At 65.7% G+C, this 20,054-nt stretch carries 20 protein-coding genes; 7 read left to right on the top strand and 13 right to left on the bottom strand.

The features are described from left to right. Nucleotides 1-4: 4 nt before the first annotated feature. On the top strand, nucleotides 5-901 hold the full coding sequence (gene serB, locus ACYQR9_RS22655; RefSeq protein ID WP_461228114.1) for a phosphoserine phosphatase SerB: 897 nt from the start codon (nucleotides 5-7) through the stop codon (nucleotides 899-901). A gap of 10 nt (nucleotides 902-911) precedes the next feature. On the opposite strand, the gene ACYQR9_RS22660 is transcribed toward serB, so the two are convergent. From ACYQR9_RS22660 to ACYQR9_RS22690, 7 genes are all read right to left on the bottom strand, one after another. Further along, nucleotides 912-1,277, bottom strand: a complete 366-nt coding sequence (locus tag ACYQR9_RS22660) for a CCDC90 family protein (RefSeq protein ID WP_207412668.1) — start codon at nucleotides 1,275-1,277, stop codon at nucleotides 912-914. A gap of 136 nt (nucleotides 1,278-1,413) precedes the next feature. Beyond that, nucleotides 1,414-2,937, bottom strand: a complete 1,524-nt coding sequence (locus ACYQR9_RS22665; RefSeq protein WP_461228115.1) for a DegQ family serine endoprotease — start codon at nucleotides 2,935-2,937, stop codon at nucleotides 1,414-1,416. Between the two features lie 81 nt (nucleotides 2,938-3,018). After that, the gene (gene hflC, locus ACYQR9_RS22670; protein ID WP_056424635.1) at nucleotides 3,019-3,972 is read right to left on the bottom strand and encodes a protease modulator HflC; all 954 of its coding nucleotides are present in this window, start codon (nucleotides 3,970-3,972) and stop codon (nucleotides 3,019-3,021) included. Continuing rightward, nucleotides 3,969-5,144 (bottom strand): FtsH protease activity modulator HflK, encoded by a 1,176-nt coding sequence (gene hflK / locus ACYQR9_RS22675; RefSeq protein WP_056424630.1) that lies wholly within the window; start codon nucleotides 5,142-5,144, stop codon nucleotides 3,969-3,971. Before hflK ends, hflC begins: the two co-directional genes overlap by 4 nt. 185 nt (nucleotides 5,145-5,329) lie before the next feature. Next, nucleotides 5,330-5,836 carry a dihydrofolate reductase gene (locus ACYQR9_RS22680; protein ID WP_461228116.1) on the bottom strand — a complete coding sequence of 169 codons (507 nt, stop codon included), beginning with the start codon at nucleotides 5,834-5,836 and terminating at the stop codon, nucleotides 5,330-5,332. Beyond that, nucleotides 5,836-6,630 (bottom strand): thymidylate synthase, encoded by a 795-nt coding sequence (locus ACYQR9_RS22685; protein WP_461228117.1) that lies wholly within the window; start codon nucleotides 6,628-6,630, stop codon nucleotides 5,836-5,838. The genes ACYQR9_RS22680 and ACYQR9_RS22685 overlap by 1 nt, the downstream gene beginning before the upstream one ends. Nucleotides 6,631-6,684: 54 nt before the next feature. After that, nucleotides 6,685-7,485, bottom strand: coding sequence for a lysostaphin resistance A-like protein (locus ACYQR9_RS22690; RefSeq protein WP_461228118.1), 801 nt, complete (start codon nucleotides 7,483-7,485; stop codon nucleotides 6,685-6,687). Nucleotides 7,486-7,808: 323 nt separating this feature from the next. On the opposite strand from ACYQR9_RS22690, the gene ACYQR9_RS22695 reads away from it, so the two are divergent. Continuing rightward, nucleotides 7,809-8,453: an SspB family protein gene (locus ACYQR9_RS22695; RefSeq protein ID WP_207413685.1), complete on the top strand. Its 645-nt coding sequence runs from the start codon at nucleotides 7,809-7,811 to the stop codon at nucleotides 8,451-8,453. A gap of 45 nt (nucleotides 8,454-8,498) precedes the next feature. Here the strand turns inward: ACYQR9_RS22695 and ACYQR9_RS22700 are convergent, their stop codons facing one another. Continuing rightward, entirely contained in the window at nucleotides 8,499-9,893 is a 1,395-nt protein-coding gene (locus ACYQR9_RS22700) for a cytochrome P450 (RefSeq protein WP_461228119.1), read from the bottom strand. Between the two features lie 143 nt (nucleotides 9,894-10,036). Between ACYQR9_RS22700 and fumC the strand changes: the two genes are divergently transcribed. The 3 genes from fumC (at nucleotide 10,037) to ACYQR9_RS22715 (ending at nucleotide 12,049) form a co-directional block, all read left to right on the top strand. Beyond that, the gene (fumC, locus tag ACYQR9_RS22705; RefSeq protein ID WP_027174402.1) at nucleotides 10,037-11,461 is read left to right on the top strand and encodes a class II fumarate hydratase; all 1,425 of its coding nucleotides are present in this window, start codon (nucleotides 10,037-10,039) and stop codon (nucleotides 11,459-11,461) included. 11 nt (nucleotides 11,462-11,472) lie between these two features. Next, the gene (locus ACYQR9_RS22710) at nucleotides 11,473-11,664 is read left to right on the top strand and encodes a DUF4169 family protein (RefSeq protein WP_461228120.1); all 192 of its coding nucleotides are present in this window, start codon (nucleotides 11,473-11,475) and stop codon (nucleotides 11,662-11,664) included. A gap of 166 nt (nucleotides 11,665-11,830) precedes the next feature. Further along, nucleotides 11,831-12,049, top strand: coding sequence for a ribbon-helix-helix domain-containing protein (locus ACYQR9_RS22715; protein ID WP_056424607.1), 219 nt, complete (start codon nucleotides 11,831-11,833; stop codon nucleotides 12,047-12,049). Nucleotides 12,050-12,061: 12 nt separating this feature from the next. On the opposite strand, the gene ACYQR9_RS22720 is transcribed toward ACYQR9_RS22715, so the two are convergent. Beyond that, nucleotides 12,062-12,829 (bottom strand): helix-turn-helix domain-containing protein, encoded by a 768-nt coding sequence (locus tag ACYQR9_RS22720; RefSeq protein ID WP_419952318.1) that lies wholly within the window; start codon nucleotides 12,827-12,829, stop codon nucleotides 12,062-12,064. Between the two features lie 86 nt (nucleotides 12,830-12,915). Here ACYQR9_RS22720 and ACYQR9_RS22725 point away from each other — a divergent pair, with 86 nt between their 5' ends. Further along, entirely contained in the window at nucleotides 12,916-13,890 is a 975-nt protein-coding gene (locus ACYQR9_RS22725; RefSeq protein ID WP_461228121.1) for an MBL fold metallo-hydrolase, read from the top strand. A gap of 90 nt (nucleotides 13,891-13,980) precedes the next feature. Here the strand turns inward: ACYQR9_RS22725 and ACYQR9_RS22730 are convergent, their stop codons facing one another. The 4 genes from ACYQR9_RS22730 to ACYQR9_RS22745 form a co-directional block, all read right to left on the bottom strand. Next, a complete protein-coding gene (locus ACYQR9_RS22730; RefSeq protein WP_207413673.1) occupies nucleotides 13,981-15,366 on the bottom strand; it encodes a heterodisulfide reductase-related iron-sulfur binding cluster in 1,386 nt (461 codons plus the stop codon). Nucleotides 15,367-15,639: 273 nt separating this feature from the next. After that, on the bottom strand, nucleotides 15,640-16,827 hold the full coding sequence (locus ACYQR9_RS22735) for an FAD-binding protein (RefSeq protein ID WP_461228122.1): 1,188 nt from the start codon (nucleotides 16,825-16,827) through the stop codon (nucleotides 15,640-15,642). An 88-nt stretch (nucleotides 16,828-16,915) separates the two neighbouring features. Then, on the bottom strand, nucleotides 16,916-18,364 hold the full coding sequence (locus ACYQR9_RS22740) for a lipopolysaccharide biosynthesis protein (RefSeq protein WP_461228123.1): 1,449 nt from the start codon (nucleotides 18,362-18,364) through the stop codon (nucleotides 16,916-16,918). 102 nt (nucleotides 18,365-18,466) lie between these two features. Further along, entirely contained in the window at nucleotides 18,467-19,468 is a 1,002-nt protein-coding gene (locus tag ACYQR9_RS22745; RefSeq protein ID WP_056424594.1) for a magnesium transporter CorA family protein, read from the bottom strand. Nucleotides 19,469-19,682: 214 nt separating this feature from the next. On the opposite strand from ACYQR9_RS22745, the gene groES reads away from it, so the two are divergent. Continuing rightward, entirely contained in the window at nucleotides 19,683-19,970 is a 288-nt protein-coding gene (groES, locus tag ACYQR9_RS22750; protein WP_018042554.1) for a co-chaperone GroES, read from the top strand. Nucleotides 19,971-20,054: the final 84 nt, after the last annotated feature.

A 20,054-nucleotide genomic window follows, 5' to 3' on the forward strand; every position in this document is an offset into this window, starting at 1 on the left:
CCCGATGACCCTCGTCGCGACCCTGATAGCAAACGAGAGCCGCCCCGCCATCACCGATGCAGTGCTGGCGGAAGCCCGTTCCGTGCTGCGGACCGATCATCAGCCGCGCATCCTCCATGGCGAGGTGGCGGCCGAGATCCTGTTTCCGGGCACCGGGGAGGACGTTTCCGCGATGGCGCGGCGACTACGGGCGGCCTTCGCCGCCGAACCGTTCGACGTCGCCGTGCAGGTCTCCGGCGCTCACCGCCGTAAACGGCTGTTCCTGGCCGACATGGATTCGACCATGATCGAGCAGGAATGCATCGACGAGCTCGCCGACACGATCGGCCTGAAGGACCGCGTCGCCGCCATCACCGAGCGGGCCATGCGCGGTGAGATCGCCTTCGAGCCGGCCCTGCGCGAGCGTGTCGCCCTGCTGTGCGATCTGCCGGTCGGCGTGGTGGACGACCTCATCCGGGACCGCATCACCCTCACACCGGGGGGGCGCGTCCTCGTCCGGACGCTGAAGGCCAACGGCGCCCATACCTGCCTGGTCTCCGGCGGGTTCACCCTGTTCACGGGACCGATCTCGGCGACGATCGGATTCGACGAGGCGCATGCCACCACCCTCGGGGTGAAGGACGGCTATCTCACCGGCGAGGTGCTAGAGCCCATCGTCGGCAAGGAGACCAAGCGCGCGACGCTGATCGCCCTGCGCTCGCGCTTCGGCCTCGACCGTGAGGACACGATGGCGGTGGGCGACGGGGCGAACGATCTCGACATGCTCGGCGAGGCCGGCCTCGGCGTGGCGTTTCGGGCCAAGCCCAAGGTCGCGGCGGCGGCGGATGTCCGCATCGACCACGGCGACCTGACCGCGCTTCTCTACCTGCAGGGTTACGGAGCGAACGAGTTCGTCGCGTAGGACTGAGGCGTCAGCGGACGATCCGTGCCAGGGCAATGACGGCGCCGAGGATGATCAGGGTCTGAAAGCCGATCGTGCCGAACATCCACTTGATGATATCGGCTTTCGTGGCTTCGATCTTGGCTTCCAACCGTGCCTCGGCTTCGCGAAGGTCTGATCTCGTGGACAGCTTGAGCGCCTCGATATCGGCTCGTGTCGACAAGCGAAGTGCCTCGATGTCGACTTTCACCGACCCGATATCGGACTTTGTTGCGATGTCGCCCTGAAACAGCTCGGTGAATGCGTCCGCGAGGCCTTCGGCCTGTTCGGACGAAAGCTTCGCCTTCTCGCGAAGGGAGCGGGCGAATTTGAGGGTGTCGAAGGCGACCGCCGTCATCGGTTGTCTCGTCTCATCGTGAAGATGAGCCTACGCGCCGGCCGCCGAGTCGCACAAGCCGAATGTCCCGGCCGGGCGGCATAGCGAGGCCCAACCCGCGCACGGGACGGGCCGATATTGTCGATGGAGACAGCGCTTATTCAAGTCCGATCGCCACGAAGCGCACATCACCCGATGCCGCCGCCACGAGGAGGAGAACGGATTTGCGGTTCTCCTTCTTCAGCTGATCGACCCGCTTCGTCACGTCGGCGGGCGATGAGACCGATTCCTGTCCAACCTCGACGATCACCTCACCCGGCTTGATCTGCTTGTCGGCGGCGGTGGAGTTCGGGTCGACGCGTGTGACGACCACACCCTTCACGCTGTCCTTGATGCTGAAGCGGCGGCGCAGCTCGTCGGTGATCCCGGACAGGTTGAGACCGAGGGCCTGCCGAATCGCGGGCTCCGCCTCAGGCTGCTTGGCATTGGCGAGTTGCGGCTTCTCAGGATCGTCCAGGCGGCCAAGGGTGACCGATTTGGTTGTCTCGGTACCCTTCCGGACCACGATGACCTCGACCACCTTGCCGACCGGCGTCGATGCGACGATGCGGGGAAGGTCGCTGGAGGATTTCACCGTCGTTCCGTTGAACTTGGTGATGACGTCACCGACTTCGAGGCCGGACGTCTTGGCGGGACCCTTCTCATCGACGCCTGCGATGAGCGCGCCCTTGGCACCGCCCTTGAGGCCGAGGGCGTCGGCGGTGGCATCGTCGACGTTCTGAATGCGCACGCCGAGCCAGCCACGACGAACCTCGCCGAACTCACGAAGCTGGTCGATGACCTGCGACGCCGTAGCGGAAGGAACGGCGAATCCAATGCCGACCGAGCCACCCGTCGGCGACAGGATCGCCGTATTGATGCCAATGACCTCGCCGTCCATGTTGAACAGTGGGCCACCGGAATTGCCCTTGTTGATGGCCGCGTCGGTCTGAATGTAGTTGTCGTAGGGGCCGGACTCGATGTTGCGGCCCCGCGCGGAAACGATACCGGCCGAGACCGAGCCGCCGAGGCCGAACGGGTTGCCGATGGCGATGACCCAGTCGCCGGGACGCATCTTCTCCGAATCGCCGAAGGCCACAGCTTTCAGCGGCTTGTCGGCCTCTGGCTTCACCCGCAGAACGGCGAGATCGATCTTGGGATCCTTGCCGATGATCTCTGCTTTCAGCTTGGTGCCGTTGTGCAGGATCACCTGGATGTCGTTGGCGTCTCCGATGACGTGGTTGTTCGTTACCACGATGCCCGATGCGTCGATGATGAATCCCGATCCGAGGGAGTTCGACTTGCGCGATTGTGGGCGCGGTGAATCCCCGTCGCCGCGCTGACCCCGCTTGTTGAAGAACTCTTCGAAGAGATCCTCGAATGGTGTGCCCTGAGGCAGCTGCGGCATCGTCCGGCCGGGCGTCTTCGACTCCACAGTGGTAGAGGCCGAGATGTTGACGACGGCGTCGGTCACCTTTTCGGCGAGATCGGCAAGGGATTCAGGTCCCTTCGCCAGGGCCGGAGTCGCGAGGCCCGTGAACGCCACCGCGGTGGCGAACGACACGGCGGCGAAGGCCGAGCGTGCCGTCTGGTGGAACGCTCGGGGACGTCGCGCCGTTCTGGCGCTCGCGGCGGAAATCATGGTCGACCTCTTGTTGAGACGAGGCTTAGATCGTCCGCCGAAGCGGACGATCAAGGGTAGGTCAGTTAGTGGAAGCCCGTTTCAGCGGACGGTCCCGGTCGTCGGAGCCGCATCCGCCGAACCCGATGCGCGCGGTGCGGTTGCCGGAGCACGCCCCTGCGGATCGTTGAAATAACGGAAGAAATCCGAGTTCGGGTTGATGACGAGGCGTGTCTCGGGTCCCTTCAGACCAGTTTCGTAAGCCTGCATCGACCGATAGAAGGCGAAGAAATCAGGGTCCTTGCCGAAGGCCTCCACGAGGATCCGGTTCCTGTCGCCGTCGCCCTGGCCTCGCAGGGTTTCAGCAGTCTGGTTGGCCTCAGACAGGACGACGGTGACGTCGCGGTCCGCTTTCGCCTTGATCGTCGCAGAGATCTGATCGCCGTTCGCGCGGATATCGGCGGCCTCACGGTTACGCTCGGTGATCATCCGCTTGTAGACGGCGGTCGAGTTCTGCGCCGGAAGATCGACTCGGGTCATGCGCAGGTCGACGATTTCCACGCCCAGCTCTTTCGCCTGATTGTTCACGTCACCCTGGATGACGTTCATCAGGTGCGAACGCTCGGTCCGCACGATGGCGTCGCGGGTCGAACGGGCGAGCACGTTACGCAGGGCCGAGTTGGTGAAGCTCGCCAGAAGCGTGTTGGCGCGCAGAACGTTATTCGCCGACTGATAGAAGCGCAGCGGATCGACGATGCGGTAGCGGGCGAACGCATCGACTTCCAGATTCTGCCGGTCGGCAGTCAGAAGCGTCTGAACCGGAAGATCGAGATCGAGGACGCGCTTGTCGAAGAGCACGACGTTCTCGATCAGCGGAACCTTGAAGTACAGGCCCGGCTTCTCGGTGCCGGTCTGATTGAGGACCGTGCGGACGCGGCCGAACTGGATCACCAGGGCCTGCTGCATCTGTCCGACGGTGAAGACCGAAGCATAGAGCGCGACGGCGAGCACCGCGAGGAGGAAGAGGACGCCGGTGCGAAGAGCGGGATTGTTCATCGTCCAGCCCCCGTATTGGTGTTGCGATTGCCGAATTCGGTCAGCGGAAGCACCGGAACGACGCCCGCGCCCGTTGCTCCACCGGCAACGCCGGTTCCGTTCTGGTCGATGATGACCTTGTTGACCGAGCCCAGGACCCGCTCCATCGTTTCGAGGAAGATACGCTCACGGCTGACAGCCGGTGCGAGCTTGTAGGATTCGTAGACCTGCTGGAAGCGGGCCGCCTGGCCGGTAGCGTCCGCTGTCGCCTGGGTCTTGTAGGCTTCCGCGGCCTGGACGATCTGCGAGGCTTTACCGCGAGCCTGCGGAACCTCGCGGCTGGCATAGGTGCGGGCTTCGTTCTGAGCGCGTTCCGCATCCTGCTGAGCCGCGTTCACGTCGATGAAGGCGGGCCGAACATCCGGCGGCGGATTGACGGCGACGAGCTGGACGACTTCGATGCGGACACCGGCGCCGTACTCGTCGAGAGCCTTCTGGGTGATCTCCTTGACCTCCTGGGCCACGCTGGACTGCTCGTTGGTCAGGATCGCCTGGATATTCCGGCGACCGATCACTTCGCGCATGGCGCTCTCGGAAATTGCCTTGATCGTCCCTTCGGGATTCTCGAGGTTGAAGACGAAGTCCGACGCCTTCAGCGGATTGATGCGCCACTGCACCTCGAAATCGAGGTCGACGATGTTCTCGTCGCCCGTGAGCATCAGGCTTTCCTCAGGCATGTCGCGGCCCCGCGACTGGGACCCGGCGCCTGCGCGGTAGCCGATCTGAACGCTGTTGACCTGGCCGACATTCGGCTTTGTGACCGCGCCGATCGGATAGGGAAAGTTGTAATGCGGCCCCTGGCCGGTGGTGTTCGTGTAGCGTCCGAAGATCGTCTCGATACCGACCTGCTGCGGCGCGACCGTGTAGATGCCGGTGGCGAGCCAGATGAACAGCACGATGCCGCCGGCCACAGCGACACCCTTGCCGCCGCCCATGGAACCGCCGGGGATGATGCCACGCAGACGGTCCTGGCCACGACGGAGGATCTCTTCGAGGTCGGGGGGCGTCTTTCCGCCGCCGCCGCCACCGCCGCTACCCCACGGGCCGCCCCCGCCTCCATTGCCGCCGCCGCCACGGCCCCAGGGCCCTCCCCCGTTGCCGCCACCGCCGCCGCTTTGATTGCTCCAAGGCATGCTCGCCGATATCTCCCGCTGAGGCAGTGACGTTCGAGGTCGGACCGGCGCGTTGCCGCTTCAGGCCGATCCGTCTCACGGTACTGAGTGTCGCCACTCCGTCCTGTCAAGGCTGGCAAGTGGGCATCATGAAGGGGAAAGGCAACAGCGCCGGGCGCTCTTGCACAATGCGTCGCGGCGTAGAGTTACCGGACCCGTTCCATATCAACGAATGCGAAGGCGCATTCATCCCGATCGCCGGACGGGTGTGCGACCCGGGATGTCTCGCGGAAGGTACCTCTGTCGAAGCTGGGGAAGACGGTGTCTCCCTCAGGAGAAATGTCGACTTCTGTCATGTAGATGCGGTCGGCATGCGGTAGCGCCAGGGCATAGATCTCCCCCCCACCGGCCACCATCAGATCCTCCGCATCGCCGGCCGCCGCGATGGCCCCTTTCCAATCGTGAACGACATTGACGTCCGCGATCGAGAGTGACTGATCGCGGGTGAGAACGATGATGCGTCGGCCGGGTAATGGTCGTCCGATGGATTCGTAGGTCTTCCGACCCATCAGGAGCGGCTTGCCCATGGTCAGTGCCTTAAAGCGGCGCAGGTCGCTGCCGAGGCGCCAGATCAGGCCGTTGTCCCGGCCGATGACGCCATTGCGGGCCACGGCGACGACGAGGCTGATCAGGGGGCGGGAGGAGACAGACATCAGACCGCCACCTGCGCACGAATGGCGGGATGCGGCGCGTAGCCTTCGATGGCGATGTCTTCGAACCGAAATTCAAACAGCGAGCGGACTTCCGGATTGAGAACGAGGCGTGGCAGCGGGCGCTGCTCACGAGTCAGCTGTAACCGCGCCTGATCGAGATGGTTCACGTAGAGATGGGCGTCTCCCAGGGTATGGATGAAATCGCCGGGCCTGAGACCGGTCACCTGCGCGATCATGGCTGTCAGAAGCGCGTAGGACGCGATGTTGAAGGGCACGCCGAGAAACACGTCCGCCGAGCGCTGATAGAGCTGGCACGAGAGCCGCCCGTCGGCGACATAGAATTGGAACAGGCAATGGCAGGGCGCCAGCGCCATCCTGTCGAGGTCGGCCGGGTTCCAGGCCGTAACGATCAGGCGACGGGAATCGGGGTTTCGCCTGATTTCGTCCACGAGCCAGGAAATTTGGTCCACCGCACCGCCGTCGGGCTTAGCCCAGGAACGCCATTGCCGGCCGTAGACCGGGCCGAGATCGCCGTTGGCGTCGGCCCATTCGTCCCAGATCGTGACGCCGTTGGCCTGGAGCGCCCGCACGTTGGTGTCACCGGTGAGAAACCAGAGCAACTCGTGGATGATCGAGCGCAGATGCAACTGCTTCGTCGTCACAAGCGGGAAGCCCTGCGCCAGGTCGAAGCGCATCTGGTGGCCGAAGACCGAGAGCGTGCCTGTGCCGGTTCGGTCGTCCTTGCGCGTCCCCTCGGAGAGGATGCGTTCGATGAGCTGATGATAGGCGTGCATCGGGATCCCATTCTTGTCTCCTGCGATACCGCGAAGCGGGTCGGGAGGCGAGCGTCAGGCGGACGCCGGCCACAGCAAGTAGGCGACGACGGCGAGATTGCTCCAGACGTGGAGCAGGATGCATGGCCATAGCCGCCCGGTCCGCCAACGCAGCCAGCCTAGCATCAGGGCCAGGGGGACGAGGGAGACCGGACGGGCGATGCTGCCGACCTGGAGATGAAGCAGCACGAACAGCGCCGAGGTAGCGAGGATGGCTCCCCACGGCTTGAGGAAGCGCGATGCCCTCTCGAACATGGCCCCGCGCATCAGCAGCTCCTCCGCCACGGGAGCCAGGACGATCGTGAAGGCGAGCCAAGCGAATGCGCCCGTCCTGCTGAGCAGGGGCGACAGGCCGACATTGCGTCCGAACGCCATGTGAAAGGCATCCGCGGTCGCGATCACCCACAGAATATGGAGGAAGGGCCAGAACAGGATGATGGCGAGAAGCCTCGAAGGAGCGAGGCCGGGTGCGTCGACCGGACTGAGCGCGAGCTTGGCGCGCCAAGCCTTGCCCGCGGACCAGATCGCCGTACCGATGACGATGGCGACGATCAGGCATTGTCGCAGGATGTCGCTCGCCACCTCCCGTAGGACCATCTGTTGCGGATAGAGCCGGGGTCGGCGGACGTCGCTGGCCAGCGGATCGATACCCTGCAGGATGTCTGCGCCGACTCGAACGATGAGCATCGCGGCGATGGCCGCGACGACCATGATGGACAGCGTTACCAGGACGAGGCCGATGGCATCCCGAAACGCGGTCGCGGCCAGATGGAACGACGAGCGCCTCGACCGCCCGTCGCCTTCATGGCGAGCCATTTCAGCGATTGCCCGCTCCGCGGACATCTCCACGACAGGATCGGGCTTCAAAAGCGACGCCTCTCCCTCTATATTCAATCCGCTTGGTCGAGAGGCCGGGCTAGGCGCCTGACAGACTTCGGTGAAAGCCGATGGACCCAGGCGTTTTCAGCAGAATTCTGGGTACTTGGATACGGTGTCAATTCACCGCCCCCCGTGGCCACCACGGCGGCAACGGCGCGATTGAAACCTGGGCCCGAGTCCGGCAAGCCTTCACGTCAATTCACCGACCCGGTGCGCCACCAGCGCGATATTCCGGCAGGTACCGGGCAAAGCGACAAGCGATGGCAGACGATCTGATCCGTTACGACCTTCTGGTTCAGGATGCCCTTCGCGGCGTCGTGCGCAAGGTATTGACCGACGCGGCCCGCGAAGGCCTCGCGGGGGAACATCATTTCTACGTTTCGTTCCGGACGGAAGCGCCGGGGGTGCGGATGTCCCAGCGGTTGCGGGAGAAATACCCTCAGGACATGACCATCGTCCTCCAGCATCAGTTCTGGGACCTCGGCGTCACCGAACATGCGTTCGAGGTCGGTCTGTCCTTCTCGGGAGTACCCGAGCGTCTGCTCGTACCGTTCGATGCTCTGAGCGGGTTTTTCGATCCCTCCGTGCAGTTCGGCCTGAAGTTCGACTTGAACGAGACGGCTGAGGATGACGCTTCGGACGATGCGCCACAGGTCCCGGGCTCGAAGAACGCGCCGCGTGGCGCCGCATCGGAGCCGAGCGAGATCATGCCGAAAGGCAATGCCGTCGCGGCGATCGGCGCAAGCGTTCCCAAACTTCTGCCCGCGCAGGGTGCGAGCCAGAACCTCGACAAGACTGAGGATGGCGCGGACGGAAAGCCGGCCCGGCCAGCGGCCAAGAAGCCCGAGGGTGGTGAGGCCGGCGCCGAAGTTGTGAGCCTCGACGCGTTCCGCAAGAAGAACTGAGCCGAAGCGCGCTTCGCTTACCTAATAATGGTGCCGCGGGTCAGGTCAGGCCCGCTGCTCCACTCGCATCCGTAAGCCATGTTCTGGTCGGAGCGTTACGCGCTGCAACGGCGTCACCGGGGCATGATCCGCCGGTAATGTGAAGCGTACGCGACGGATCATATGCGCCAGCACGATGACGGCTTCCTGGAGCGAGAAGCTCTGGCCGATACAGACGCGCGGTCCGGCTCCGAACGGCAGGTACGAAAATCGCTGCACCGCCGCTCTGTTCTCCGGCAGGAAACGTTCAGGCATGAACGTCTCGGGCTCGTCCCATAACGTCCGGTGGCGGTGGAGCACGTAGGGTGCCACCATGATCAGCGATCCCTGCGGGATCTTGATCCGGCCGATCCGATCCTCCGCGATGGCCTGCCGGCTCATGAACGGAACGGGCGGGAACAGCCGCATCGTCTCCTCCATCACCGCCTTGGTGTAGGGGAGTGCGTCGGCATCGAACACATCACCCTGCACCGCATCGACTTCGCGCTCCACGTGAGTTCGGGAATCGTGATCCTGCGACAGACAATAGAGAGCCCAGGTCAGCGCATTCGCCGTCGTCTCATGACCGGCAGCGATGAAGGTGACGATGTTGGCGCGGACTTCGAAGTCGCTGAGACCTTTGCCGGTTTCAGGGTCCTGAGCCTGAAGCAGCAACGTCAGAAGATCGGAAGGCGCCGTTCCGCCATCGAGTTGCGCCCGCCGGCGCTCGATGAGCGCGTTCACGACTTCCTCGAAGAAGCGGATCGCGGGCCTCGCCCGAAGGCGGCCGATACGCGGCACGAAGGCAGGGACACCAAACACGTCCATCGGGTCCACCGGCCCGACCGATTCCAGGAAGCGCGTGATGGCGCGGCCGAGAGCGTCGGGATCGCTGGAGAGCCCCTCGGTGAAGATGGTCCGCTCGAGCACGTCGAGAGTGACCCGGGTCGTTTCCAGCGCCACGTCGACGGTTGTGCCATCGCGTCGGGCGAGGCGACGGCCGATTTTCGCCCCGGCCTCATTCATGGGAGCCGCAAAACCGAGGACATGGCGGGCCGAAAAAATCGGCGCGAGGGTCCGCCTCTGCAGTTTCCACTCCTCGCCCTCCGCCGTGAGAAGGCCGTTGCCGAGGCCCGGCGCGAGAACCCGGCGCTGCAGGTCGTCCTTGCGGTAATTGGCGGCGTTCTCGACGAACAGGTAGCGGATCAGGGCAGGGTCACTGACCACGGTCACACGGCCCATCGCACCCTCTCGCGCCACGACCGGCTCAACGAAATGCTCGTCGAGCCACGTGGTGATCGGATTGGCGCGCACCGCCTTCAGGAAGGCGAACAGCCCCGGCTGTTCGCGAAGCGGGCGGGGAACGGAAGGACGGAAACGCGGTCGGGCATCGGGCTCCATGGTCGCTGCGTCCACGGGCATCGGCATGTATCCTCGTTGGATTCGACGCGGGGGCGGTGCCTGACTCCGGCACGGACCTGTGACGCCTTTGGTAAAAGCACCATCGCGGTTTGGCCCCGCACCGTCTAAGTAAGGCCGCATACTCCGCCATCTAAGAGGCCACGATGTCGCCGCTCGAAAGCCCCACCGAAACGTCCGCCACCCGGACCGAGTCCGACACGTTCGGCCCCATTGAGGTTCCGGCCCATCGCTACTGGGGCGCGCAGACCCAGCGCTCGATCCAGAATTTCAAGATCGGCACCGAAAAGATGCCGGCCCCCCTGGTCCATGCCCTCGGGATGGTGAAGCAGGCCGCCGCCCTGGTGAACCAGGATCTCGGCGCCCTCGACCCGAAGGTGGCCCAGGCCGTCGCCGCCTCCGCCGCCGAGGTGGTGTCCGGTGAGCACGACCAGGAATTCCCCCTCGTGGTCTGGCAGACGGGCTCGGGCACCCAGTCGAACATGAACGCCAACGAGGTCATCGCGAGCCTGGCCAACGAGCTGCTCGGCGGAAAGCGGGGCGGCAAGTCGCCGGTCCATCCCAATGATCACGTCAATCGCGGCCAATCCTCCAACGACGTGTTCCCCACGGCGATGCACATCGCGGTCTCGCGCGAGATCAACGACCGGCTGCTGCCCTCCCTGAAGCACTTGCACGACGCGCTCCAGGCGAAGTCCGAGGCGTTCTCGTCCATCGTCAAGATCGGCCGGACCCACCTGCAGGACGCGACGCCCGTCTCGCTGGGCCAGGAATTCTCGGGCTATGTCGCGCAGGTGGCGTTGGGCACTGAGCGCGTGAAGGCGACGCTTCCGGGTGTGCTGGCTCTCGCACAGGGCGGCACGGCGGTCGGCACCGGCCTCAACGCCCATCCGGAATTCGCGGAGAAGTTTGCGGCCAAGGTCGCCGAGCTGACCGGCCTTCCCTTCACCTCGGCCGCCAACAAGTTCGAGGCGCTGGCCACCCACGATGCCCTCGTCTTCACGCAAGGTGCGCTCTCGGCCCTGGCGGCGGGCCTATTCAAGATCGCCCAGGACATCCGCTTCCTCGGCTCCGGCCCGCGCTCGGGCCTCGGCGAACTCTCCTTGCCGGAGAACGAGCCGGGCTCCTCGATCATGCCGGGCAAGGTCAACCCGACGCAGTGCGAGGCGCTGACCATGGTCTGTGCCCAGGTGATCGGCAACGGCACCACGGTGAGCTTCGCCGGCTCCCAGGGCAATTTCGAGCTCAACGTGTTCAAGCCGGTCATCGCCAATGCGGTGCTGCAATCGATCCGCATCCTCGCCGATGCCGCCGTGAGCTTCGCCGACAATTGCGTCGTCGGCATCAAGGCCAACGAGGACAAGATCGCCGACCTGATGAGCCGCTCGCTCATGCTGGTGACGGCGCTCGCCCCCTCCATCGGCTACGACAAGGCCGCCGAGATCGCCAAGACCGCGCACAAGCGCGGCACTACCCTGAAGGAAGAGGCCCTGCGCCTCGGCTACGTCACGGAGGAGGAGTTCGATCGGGTCGTGCGCCCCGAGACCATGCTGGCACCGAGCGTCGACTGACGGGGAAGCTCATGGCCGAGATCATCAACCTGCGCTCGGTCCGCAAGGGCAAGGCGCGGGCCGAGAAGGAGGCGAAGGCGGATGACAACCGCATCGCCTTCGGCCGGCCGAAGAAGGCCAAGACCCTGGCCGAGGCCAAGAAGGCCATCGAGTTCTCACGCCACGAGGGCCACAAGCTCGTGGGACCGGATTCGGACGGGTGACGACCCTAAAGCGCTCGCAAGTCTCCCCTCCCCCCTCTGCGGGGGAGGGTGGCCCTCGCGTCAGCGAGGGTCGGGAGAGGGGAGCGTCATCTCCGGAGAGGTCGCCCCCTCTCCCGCCTGCTCCGCAGGCACCCTCCGCCGCAGAGGGGGGAGGGTTGCGCGCTCGATGACCACCGGCACTACCAAACGCTCAGTCATGATCGCCGGCCACCGGACCAGCGTGTCGTTGGAGACGCCGTTCTGGGAGGCTTTGCGCGAGATCGCCGCCGCCCGCGAGCAGTCGGTGCAGGTGCTGATCGGCGAGATCGACGAGGCGCGGGGCGCGCAGAATCTGTCCTCGGCGATCCGGGTGTTCGTGCTGGCTGAAGTGCGCCGGCCGAACTGAGGCCACTGGCGTCTATGGCCGCCGGATACCGACGAGGCTCGCCGAGGCGGGTGCACCGAATGTCTGCCGGAACGCGTTGGCGAAATGGGCCTGATCGGCGAAGGCCGCGTCGTGGGCCGCGACCGTGAAGGTTTCACCCCGAATGACGGCGTCGATCGCCCGCCGCATGCGCAGCCACGAGCGATAGCGCCGGAATGGAACTCCCACCTCGCGGGTGAACAGGTGCTGCATCCGCGAGGAGGACAGCCCAACGGATGCCGCGAGGCGCGGCGCCGACATGCTCGCGTCCTGGCGGGTGCCGAGGCCGGCCATGATTCGAGTGATGCGCCCATCGAGCGTCGGTTCGTTCCGACGCATTGCGAAGCCGGCGAGATCGGCGATGGCCTGCCCCGCCCAGACCGTGGCGCGCCGGCATTCGTAGAGCGAACGAAGCGGCTCGATCTCACCCCGCATGGCGACGCGTGCGCCGTCGATGTCCTCGCCGGCGGCGATCAGGCCCAGGAGAGCCCGCGCTCCGGCCTCCGGCTCAAGATAGAGGACGCCCAAGGGATCGCCGGCGCAATCGAGTTCGTGCCGCATCCCGGCCGGGACGAAGGCCGTGCGGCAGGCGATCCACGGACCAGGCCTGAACCGGATGCGGAAAGATCCATACAGGCCGGCCAGATAGACCGGCGCACCATGCTGGTGGCTAGCGTTGTAGCCGAGCGGTCCGGCAAAGAAGGTGTGCCCGCCCTCGACGTGCCAAAGGGGGCCGAGCGCTGGGCCAGCACGTTCGTTCAAGCGGTACCCCCTCCCCACGCGCTAGGCCGGTGATCCCCGCCTCGCGGCCCACCGGCGCGGTTGGGTCAGCCGGAGATCCTGTCACGATGATCACATTGAGCCGCCGGCTTGTCACGGGCGCCCTCGCGGGCTTCGCTCTTTCCGGCGCGAGGCCGGCCCTGGCCGGGGCGGCTGCCCTCGCCGAGGCACCTGCATCGCGACGCATCCGGCTCGGCGCCTTCACCATCACCAGCTTGCTCGATGCGGACGAGACCATCGACGGGCCATGGCCGATCGTCGGTGAGGACCGGCCGAGAGAGGAGGTGCAAGCGCTGATGCGGGAGAACCGGCTTTCGCCGGACCGGTTCACGCCGGGCTTCACCCCGACGCTGATCGAGACCGGCACACAGCGCATCCTCTTCGATACCGGAAACGGCGAGGTCGGCTTCATCCCCAGGCCGGCGGGAGGGAGGCTGGGTCAGGCGCTACGGCGCGCCGGAATTGCGCCGGAAGCAATCGACCTCGTGGTGATCACACACTGCCATACGGACCATATCGGCGGCCTCCTCAAGGGCGGCATTCCGCAATTTCCCAACGCGGCCTACGTCGTGGGAGAGGCGGAATACCGCTTCTGGACCTCGGAGGAGCGCCTTTCGGCGCCAGCGGACAGCAACACCTACCGATCGGCCGCAGTGGTGCGCAGCCATCTCGTCCCGCTGCGCGAACGCATCCGCTTCGTCGGACCCGGCGACACGGTCGCGCCCGGCATCGACGTGGTGGCGGCCTTCGGGCACACACCGGGGCACCTTGCCTTCCATTGCGAGAGCGAGGGGCAACGGATGCTCGTGTGGGGCGATTGCGCCCATCACGAGATGGCGTCGCTGAGCCACCCCGAATGGCACGCCTTGTTCGATCTCGACAAGGATCAGGGCATCGCGACCCGTCGGGCGATCTACGCGATGGCCGCCACCGAGAAGCTGCTGGTCGCGGGCTATCACACGGCGTTCCCGTCGCTCGGCCATGTCGAACCGCGAGGGACAGGCTATCGCTGGATTCCGGTGACCGGATCCGGAACCCCTTGACCCCCTTTTCCCGTCCGCTGTCCATCCGAGCCATCGACAGGAAATGCGCAGGTCTTGGGGAAATGGTCAGGTCTTGGCGCCGCTTCGGCGTTACTCCGCCGCCTCCAGCACCCGCATCCCGCCCAATCCCTCGAGCACCGCCGGCTTCGGCCCGCCCGTCGCCCAGTCCAGCAGTTCCACCGTGTGCACGATGGGGATGCTCGTGCCGTTCCCGATCTGCGTGGCGCAGCCGATATTGCCGGTGGCGATGAGGTCGGGGCGCATGCGCTCGATATTGGCTACCTTCCGGTCGCGGAGGCGCCCGGCGATCTCCGGCTGCAAAATATTGTAGGTGCCGGCCGAGCCGCAGCAGATATGGCCCTCGGGCACGTCCTTCACGGTGAAGCCGGCCTTCTTGAGCAGGTTCTTCGGCTCGGTGCGGATGCCCTGGCCATGCTGCATCGAGCAGGCGGAATGGTAGGCCACCACGAGATCGCTCTCGAACAGAGGCGGCATCAGGCCGAGGCTCGCCACATATTCGGTGACGTCCTTGGCGAGGCCCGAGACCCGCGCCGCCTTGTCGGCATAGGCTGGGTCGTCGCGGAACATGAAGCCGTAATCCTTGATCGTCGTGCCGCAGCCCGAGGCCGTGACGATGATCGCGTCGAGACCGTCGCCGTCCATCTCGGCGATCCAGGCATCGATGGTGCGCTTGGCCTGGGCGTGGGAGGTTTCGGACTTGCCCATATGGTGGGTGAGCGCGCCGCAGCACCCCTCCCCCTTCGCCTGCACCACCTCGACGCCGTGGCGGGTGAGAAGCCGGACCGCCGCCTCGTTGAAATCCGGCCGCAACACGCTCTGGGCACAGCCGCGCAGGAGGGCGACCCGGCCGGCGCGGGCGGGTGCGGCCTCGCCCTGGAGCAGGGCGCTCGCTTCCCGCGCTCGGTTGTCGGCCGGGAAGGTGCCGGGCCGGTCGTTGACGGTGCGGTTCGGCAGGAGCGCGGGGGCGAGGTCGAGCATCGCCGCGAGGCGGTTGCCGACACGGGGCAACTGGGCGACGAGGGGCCGGAACGGCGAGCCGATCTTGGCGGCCAGAAGCGCGAGGCGGAAGCGGTTCGGATAGGGCAGCACGAAGGCGAGCACGCTGCGCAGGAGCCTGTCGCTCAAGGGCCGGCGATAGGTCTCCTCGATATGCGTGCGGGCATGATCCACGAGGTGCATGTAATGCACACCGGACGGACAGGTCGTCATGCAGGACAGGCAGGACAGGCAGCGGTCGACATGCTTGACCACTTCCGGCGTGGCCGGTTTGCCGCCTTCCAGCATGTCCTTGATGAGGTAGATGCGGCCGCGCGGGGAATCGAGTTCGTCGCCGAGGAGGAGATAGGTCGGGCAGGTCGCAGTGCAGAATCCGCAATGCACGCAAGTACGCAGGATTTTTTCCGAAGCGGCCATCGCCGGGTCGGCAAGCTGCGTCAGGCTAAAATTGGTCTGCACGGCGTTTCCTCAGGGTCCCGATATCGTTTTCTTGCTGGGTGGTCTGTCGCCGCCCGGCGCTGTTTCAAGCAGCTTAGAGAAAATTTCGGCGGAAGCCGAGCCTTGGAACGGCTCTAAACCTCCGCACACCCGGCGGGGATAGCGCGAAAGCCATTCAGGATCATGAGGCCGCTGCGGGTGAGATTGTCGCGGTCAACGTTTGGGCCGGATGCTGAAAGCTTGGTTCTGGCATCGGGCGAGAACCGGATCGCTGGGGCGGGAACCGTACGGGGGTCAGATGCCAGCATACATTCGGCCGGGATTGAAAACCCCCTTCGGATCGTGCGCCGCCTTGATCCCGGCCGTCATACGAAGCAGCGGATCTGACAGAGGCTCGAAGACGGCGGTCGCCGCGCGTACCGCATCCGGTGCCCGCACCAGGGTGGCGTGCCCGCCGGTGGTGCGGAGGACGTCGCGGATGGTCTCGGCGCCGGCATCGCCCTCGGCCGAGGTGGCCAGCCAGACGAGGCCGCCGCCCCAATCGTAGAACCAACGCGCCGGGCGCTGCGCCGCGATGGCGGCCGTGGCCGCAGGACCCTGCATCGGTGCGGTGGAAATTCGCCAGACGGCGGATGCGCGCGGTTCCGTCAGTGGGATGACATCGCGGATCGCAGCCCACAGAACGGCTCCGATCTCGCCCTCGATGATCTCCGGCTCTCCGAACCGCCTGAGGAGCTTGCGCAATTCGCCGAGGCGGTAATCGAGGGATTCCGAGAAACCCTCAAGGCGCATCAGAGTGCGCGGGCTCGGCCCGTCGAGGCCGCTCGGCAGGTGAGCCGCACCCGTGAGTTCGAACGGTGATCCGAGGGCGGCACTGAGAGCGGCCACCGCCGTCGCATCATCGAGGCCGGAGAAGGCCAAGGTCGTCACCCGTTCCTGGACGGGAAGCACCTTGAATGTCACTTCGGTGAGCAGGCCGAGGGTGCCCCACGAGCCCGCCATGAGCTTGACGAGGTCGAGGCCGGTGACGTTCTTCATCACCCGGCCGCCGGACTTGATGGCCTCCCCGCGCCCGTTGACGAAACGGACGCCGATGAGGCTGTCGCGGGCCGCCCCCGCATTGATCCGGCGTGGTCCCGCATTGTTGGTCGCTGCCACGGCACCGAAGGTCGGCTCCCCGGCCGAGCCCATCAGGATGCGATGGTCCATCGGCTCGAAGGGCAGCATCTGGCCGCGTTCCGCCAGCAAGGCCTGGACCTGCGCGAGGGGAGTTCCGGCCCGGGCGGCGACCACCATCTCGGCCGGCTCGTAGAGGGTGATCCCAGTCAGACGAAGGGAAGAGAGGGTGGCTTCGTCCTGGGCGGGGCGGCCGATCGCGGCCTTGGTTCCCCCGCCGACGAGCCGCATCGGCTCTGACCGGCCGGCGGCGGCGGCGACGATGGCTTGTGCCTCGCCTTCGTCCTGAGGCTCGTATGACCGCATCGTTTCCTGCCCGCTACGATGCTCGACGGCATCTTCAGACGACCATATGCGGGAAGGGACGCCCCGCTTTCAAGCGGTGCGTTCTGTCTCACGCCGCCGGGGTGACGGCGCGCTGCCGCAGATAGGTTGTCACGAGGCCGCGTAATCCGGCGATGTCAAACACCGCAACGAGCAGGGCATAGACCAGCACACCGAGAGGCAGGCAGATGGCGAGTGCCATGGCCGGATCCATGTGCCTGAACGGTGCCAGGCAGGCCATCATCGCCAGGGTGGCGGTACAGGCGGCAAAGATCTCCCACCAGTCGATCCGCAGGCGCTCCGGACCCGCGAGGGCCCGGACTGCGAGCCAGAGCGTCGAGGCGACGAGGCCGGCGCTCTGCGCCATGGCGATGCCGGGCGCCCCGAAATGCGCGGGCAGGACGACCAGGCAGATGGCATTCACGGCAAGGCCGACAAGGGCGGCGGCGATGACTGGCACCGTCTTGCGCCGGATCTGGAAGATCGGGTTGAGCCCGAAATTGAGCAATGTGCCGCAGAGCAGGCCGGGGATGAGGATCAGCGCATAGAGGGCGAAGGGGCCGCGATAAGCCTCCGGCACGACGAGCCCTTGGAGTGCTGGAAGCACAGCCCAGAGTCCGCCGGCGCAAGGCACCATGAGCGCCACCACGATGGCCGCATTTCGGCCGATCTGGGCCTCGGCCGCCACATGGCCCTCGTGCTCGTCCACCCGCACGGCGAGCTGGAACAGAATGAGGTCCAGGGCCGTGCCGATCATGCTGAGGCTGCGCGAGGCGACATCCGCCGCCAGGGTGAAATAACCGGCCTCCGCCAGGCCGAACGACATGGCGATGGCGCTACGGTTGAGGAACGGCGTGATCTGGTAGATCGCGTTCGCCACGATCAGCGGAAGCCCGTAGGCGCGAAACAGCCGCCAGGTCTCCCCCATCCGAACGCGGACGATCGGCACGGGCGGATCGAGCAGCGGCTTGCGCAGTATCACGACGGGTAGAAACTGGCTGAGCCCGCAAGCGACCAGCACCCAGAGCGGCTGCGGAAACAGCCAGGCTGCGCCCGCCATGAGCAGGAATGACAGGCCGTTCTTGATGAGGGTGAGCTTGAGATAGAGGCCGCCGTCGAATCGCGCGCGAGTGAGGGCTGCGTGATAATCGAACAGGCCGATGCCGAAGGCGGCGAGGCCAGCCCCCGCCGCGATGGCGAAACGGCCCTCCGTGTTCATTTCCACAGTCGCGCCGACGACGGCGCAGAGAGCCGATGCGACCAGGAGGAGGACGGCCAGGATGGCGTAGGCCCGGTCCAGCCCATGGCGGATCCAAGGTTCCTCGCGCCGGACGCGATTGGAATAGAACCGTGTCGCCGACAGCCGCAGCCACTCGAAGACCAGGGTGTTGAGCACCACGGCACCCGTGGTGGCGAGGCCGAACAGGCCGAAATCCGCCGGCCCCATGAGCTTGGCCAGAAGGAGGCCGAGGCCGAAATTGAGCCCGGCATTCAGGATGAAGGCGACGATTACGGCCATGCGGTCGACTCTGGTCGCCGGATTGCCGGCGATGCTCCCAATCCTTGCGCGCTGGGCCGAAAAGATTTCCCTAAACCCCGAAAACGCTCGATCGAACGCGCGTCAGAACCAGCCGCGCAGCTTGAAGAAGACGATGGGGATGATCGCGCTGATGACGATCAGCGACAGACCATAGGGATAGCCATAGGCCCAGTCGAGTTCCGGCATGTGCTTGAAGTTCATGCCGTACATCGACGCGATCAGGGTCGGCGGCACGCCCACTACCGAGACGACGGTGAGCACGCGAAACGTGTTGTTCTGCTCGATGTTGATGAGGCCGAGAGTGGCGTCGAGCAGGAACTGGACGTTTTCCGACAAGCGGATCTCGAACTCGTCGAGGGAGGCGATGTCCCGGCGCAGGGTCTCGAAGCGCGGCATCTCGGTCGCGCCGAGCAGGTGTTCGCACTCGCCGGCGACGAACGGGAGGATGCGCTCGAGGCCGAGCAGGCTCGAGCGGATCTTGCCGAGCGCCTTGCCCCGCCGACCGACGCTGCGGAGGATTCGGCGCAGCGCGAGGTCGCGGCGGCGCGGGGTCTTGCCGGAATCGCCGGCGACGCCCCCTGCCCTCACGTCGAAGTCGAAGATCCGGGTCGAGAGCGCGTCGAGATCGGCACCCATCTCCTCCAGGGCGTCGGCGAGGCTGTCCACCAGCTCCTCCACCAAGAGGAGGAAGATCTCGGTGCCGGTCTGGCAAGCGCCGTCACCGTCGCCGATGCGCTTCTTGACCTCCTCGAAGGCGCGCAGTTCGTTGAACCTGACCGTAATGAGCCGGTCCCGGGTCAGGACGAAGCCGAGCGGGGTCAGCTGCGAATCCACCTTGTCGAAGGTGATCATCGGTGTGGAGAGCGAAAGACCGTTCTTGAGCCGGCGCAGGCGGCTCGAATTCTCGACCTCGCTCAGAGCCTTTCGTGAGGGGACGCGCAGGCCGGTGGCGGCCTCGATATGCTCGGCCTCTTCGGCGCTCGGATCGTTGAGGTCGATCCAGATCGCATGGCTCGGCACGCCGCCGCCATTGGCTGCGCCGGAATGCTCGACCGCGCCTTGCGGTCCCTGAAGGCTGATCATGGGGTGATTGTCATCCGTCTGTCAGCGACAGGAGAGCAGAACATGCTGCGCAAACGCGGCATGACGCGTCGTCCGCGTCTTGACTCGCAAGGAGCTTGAGCCTACCTCCGCCCTTGCTTTGGCACTCTTCGCTCGGGAGTGCTAACAGCCTGGGTTGGGCGAGCCCTTCGGCCGCATCAACGCCATCCATGAATTTGAAGCAAGAGGGCAGCTCATGAAGTTCCGTCCGCTGCACGACCGTGTCGTCGTCCGCCGTATCGAAGGCGAAGAGAAGACCAAGGGGGGCATCATCATCCCCGATACCGCCAAGGAGAAGCCGCAAGAGGGCGAGATCGTCGCCGTCGGCCCTGGCGCCCGTGACGAGGCGGGCCGCGTGAACCCGCTCGACGTCAAGGCCGGTGACCGCGTCCTGTTCGGCAAGTGGTCCGGCACCGAAGTCAAGATCGACGGTCAGGACCTCCTGATCATGAAGGAATCCGACATCATGGGCGTCGTCGCCTAAAGCGACCCGGCCCTCTTCCTTCTTCCATTCGAGCCTTTCGAGCGCGCCCTTCGGTGAGCGCCTCAAGGCTCTCAACCTGATGAG

It is taken from the genome of Methylobacterium sp. CM6241, assembly GCF_054817845.1.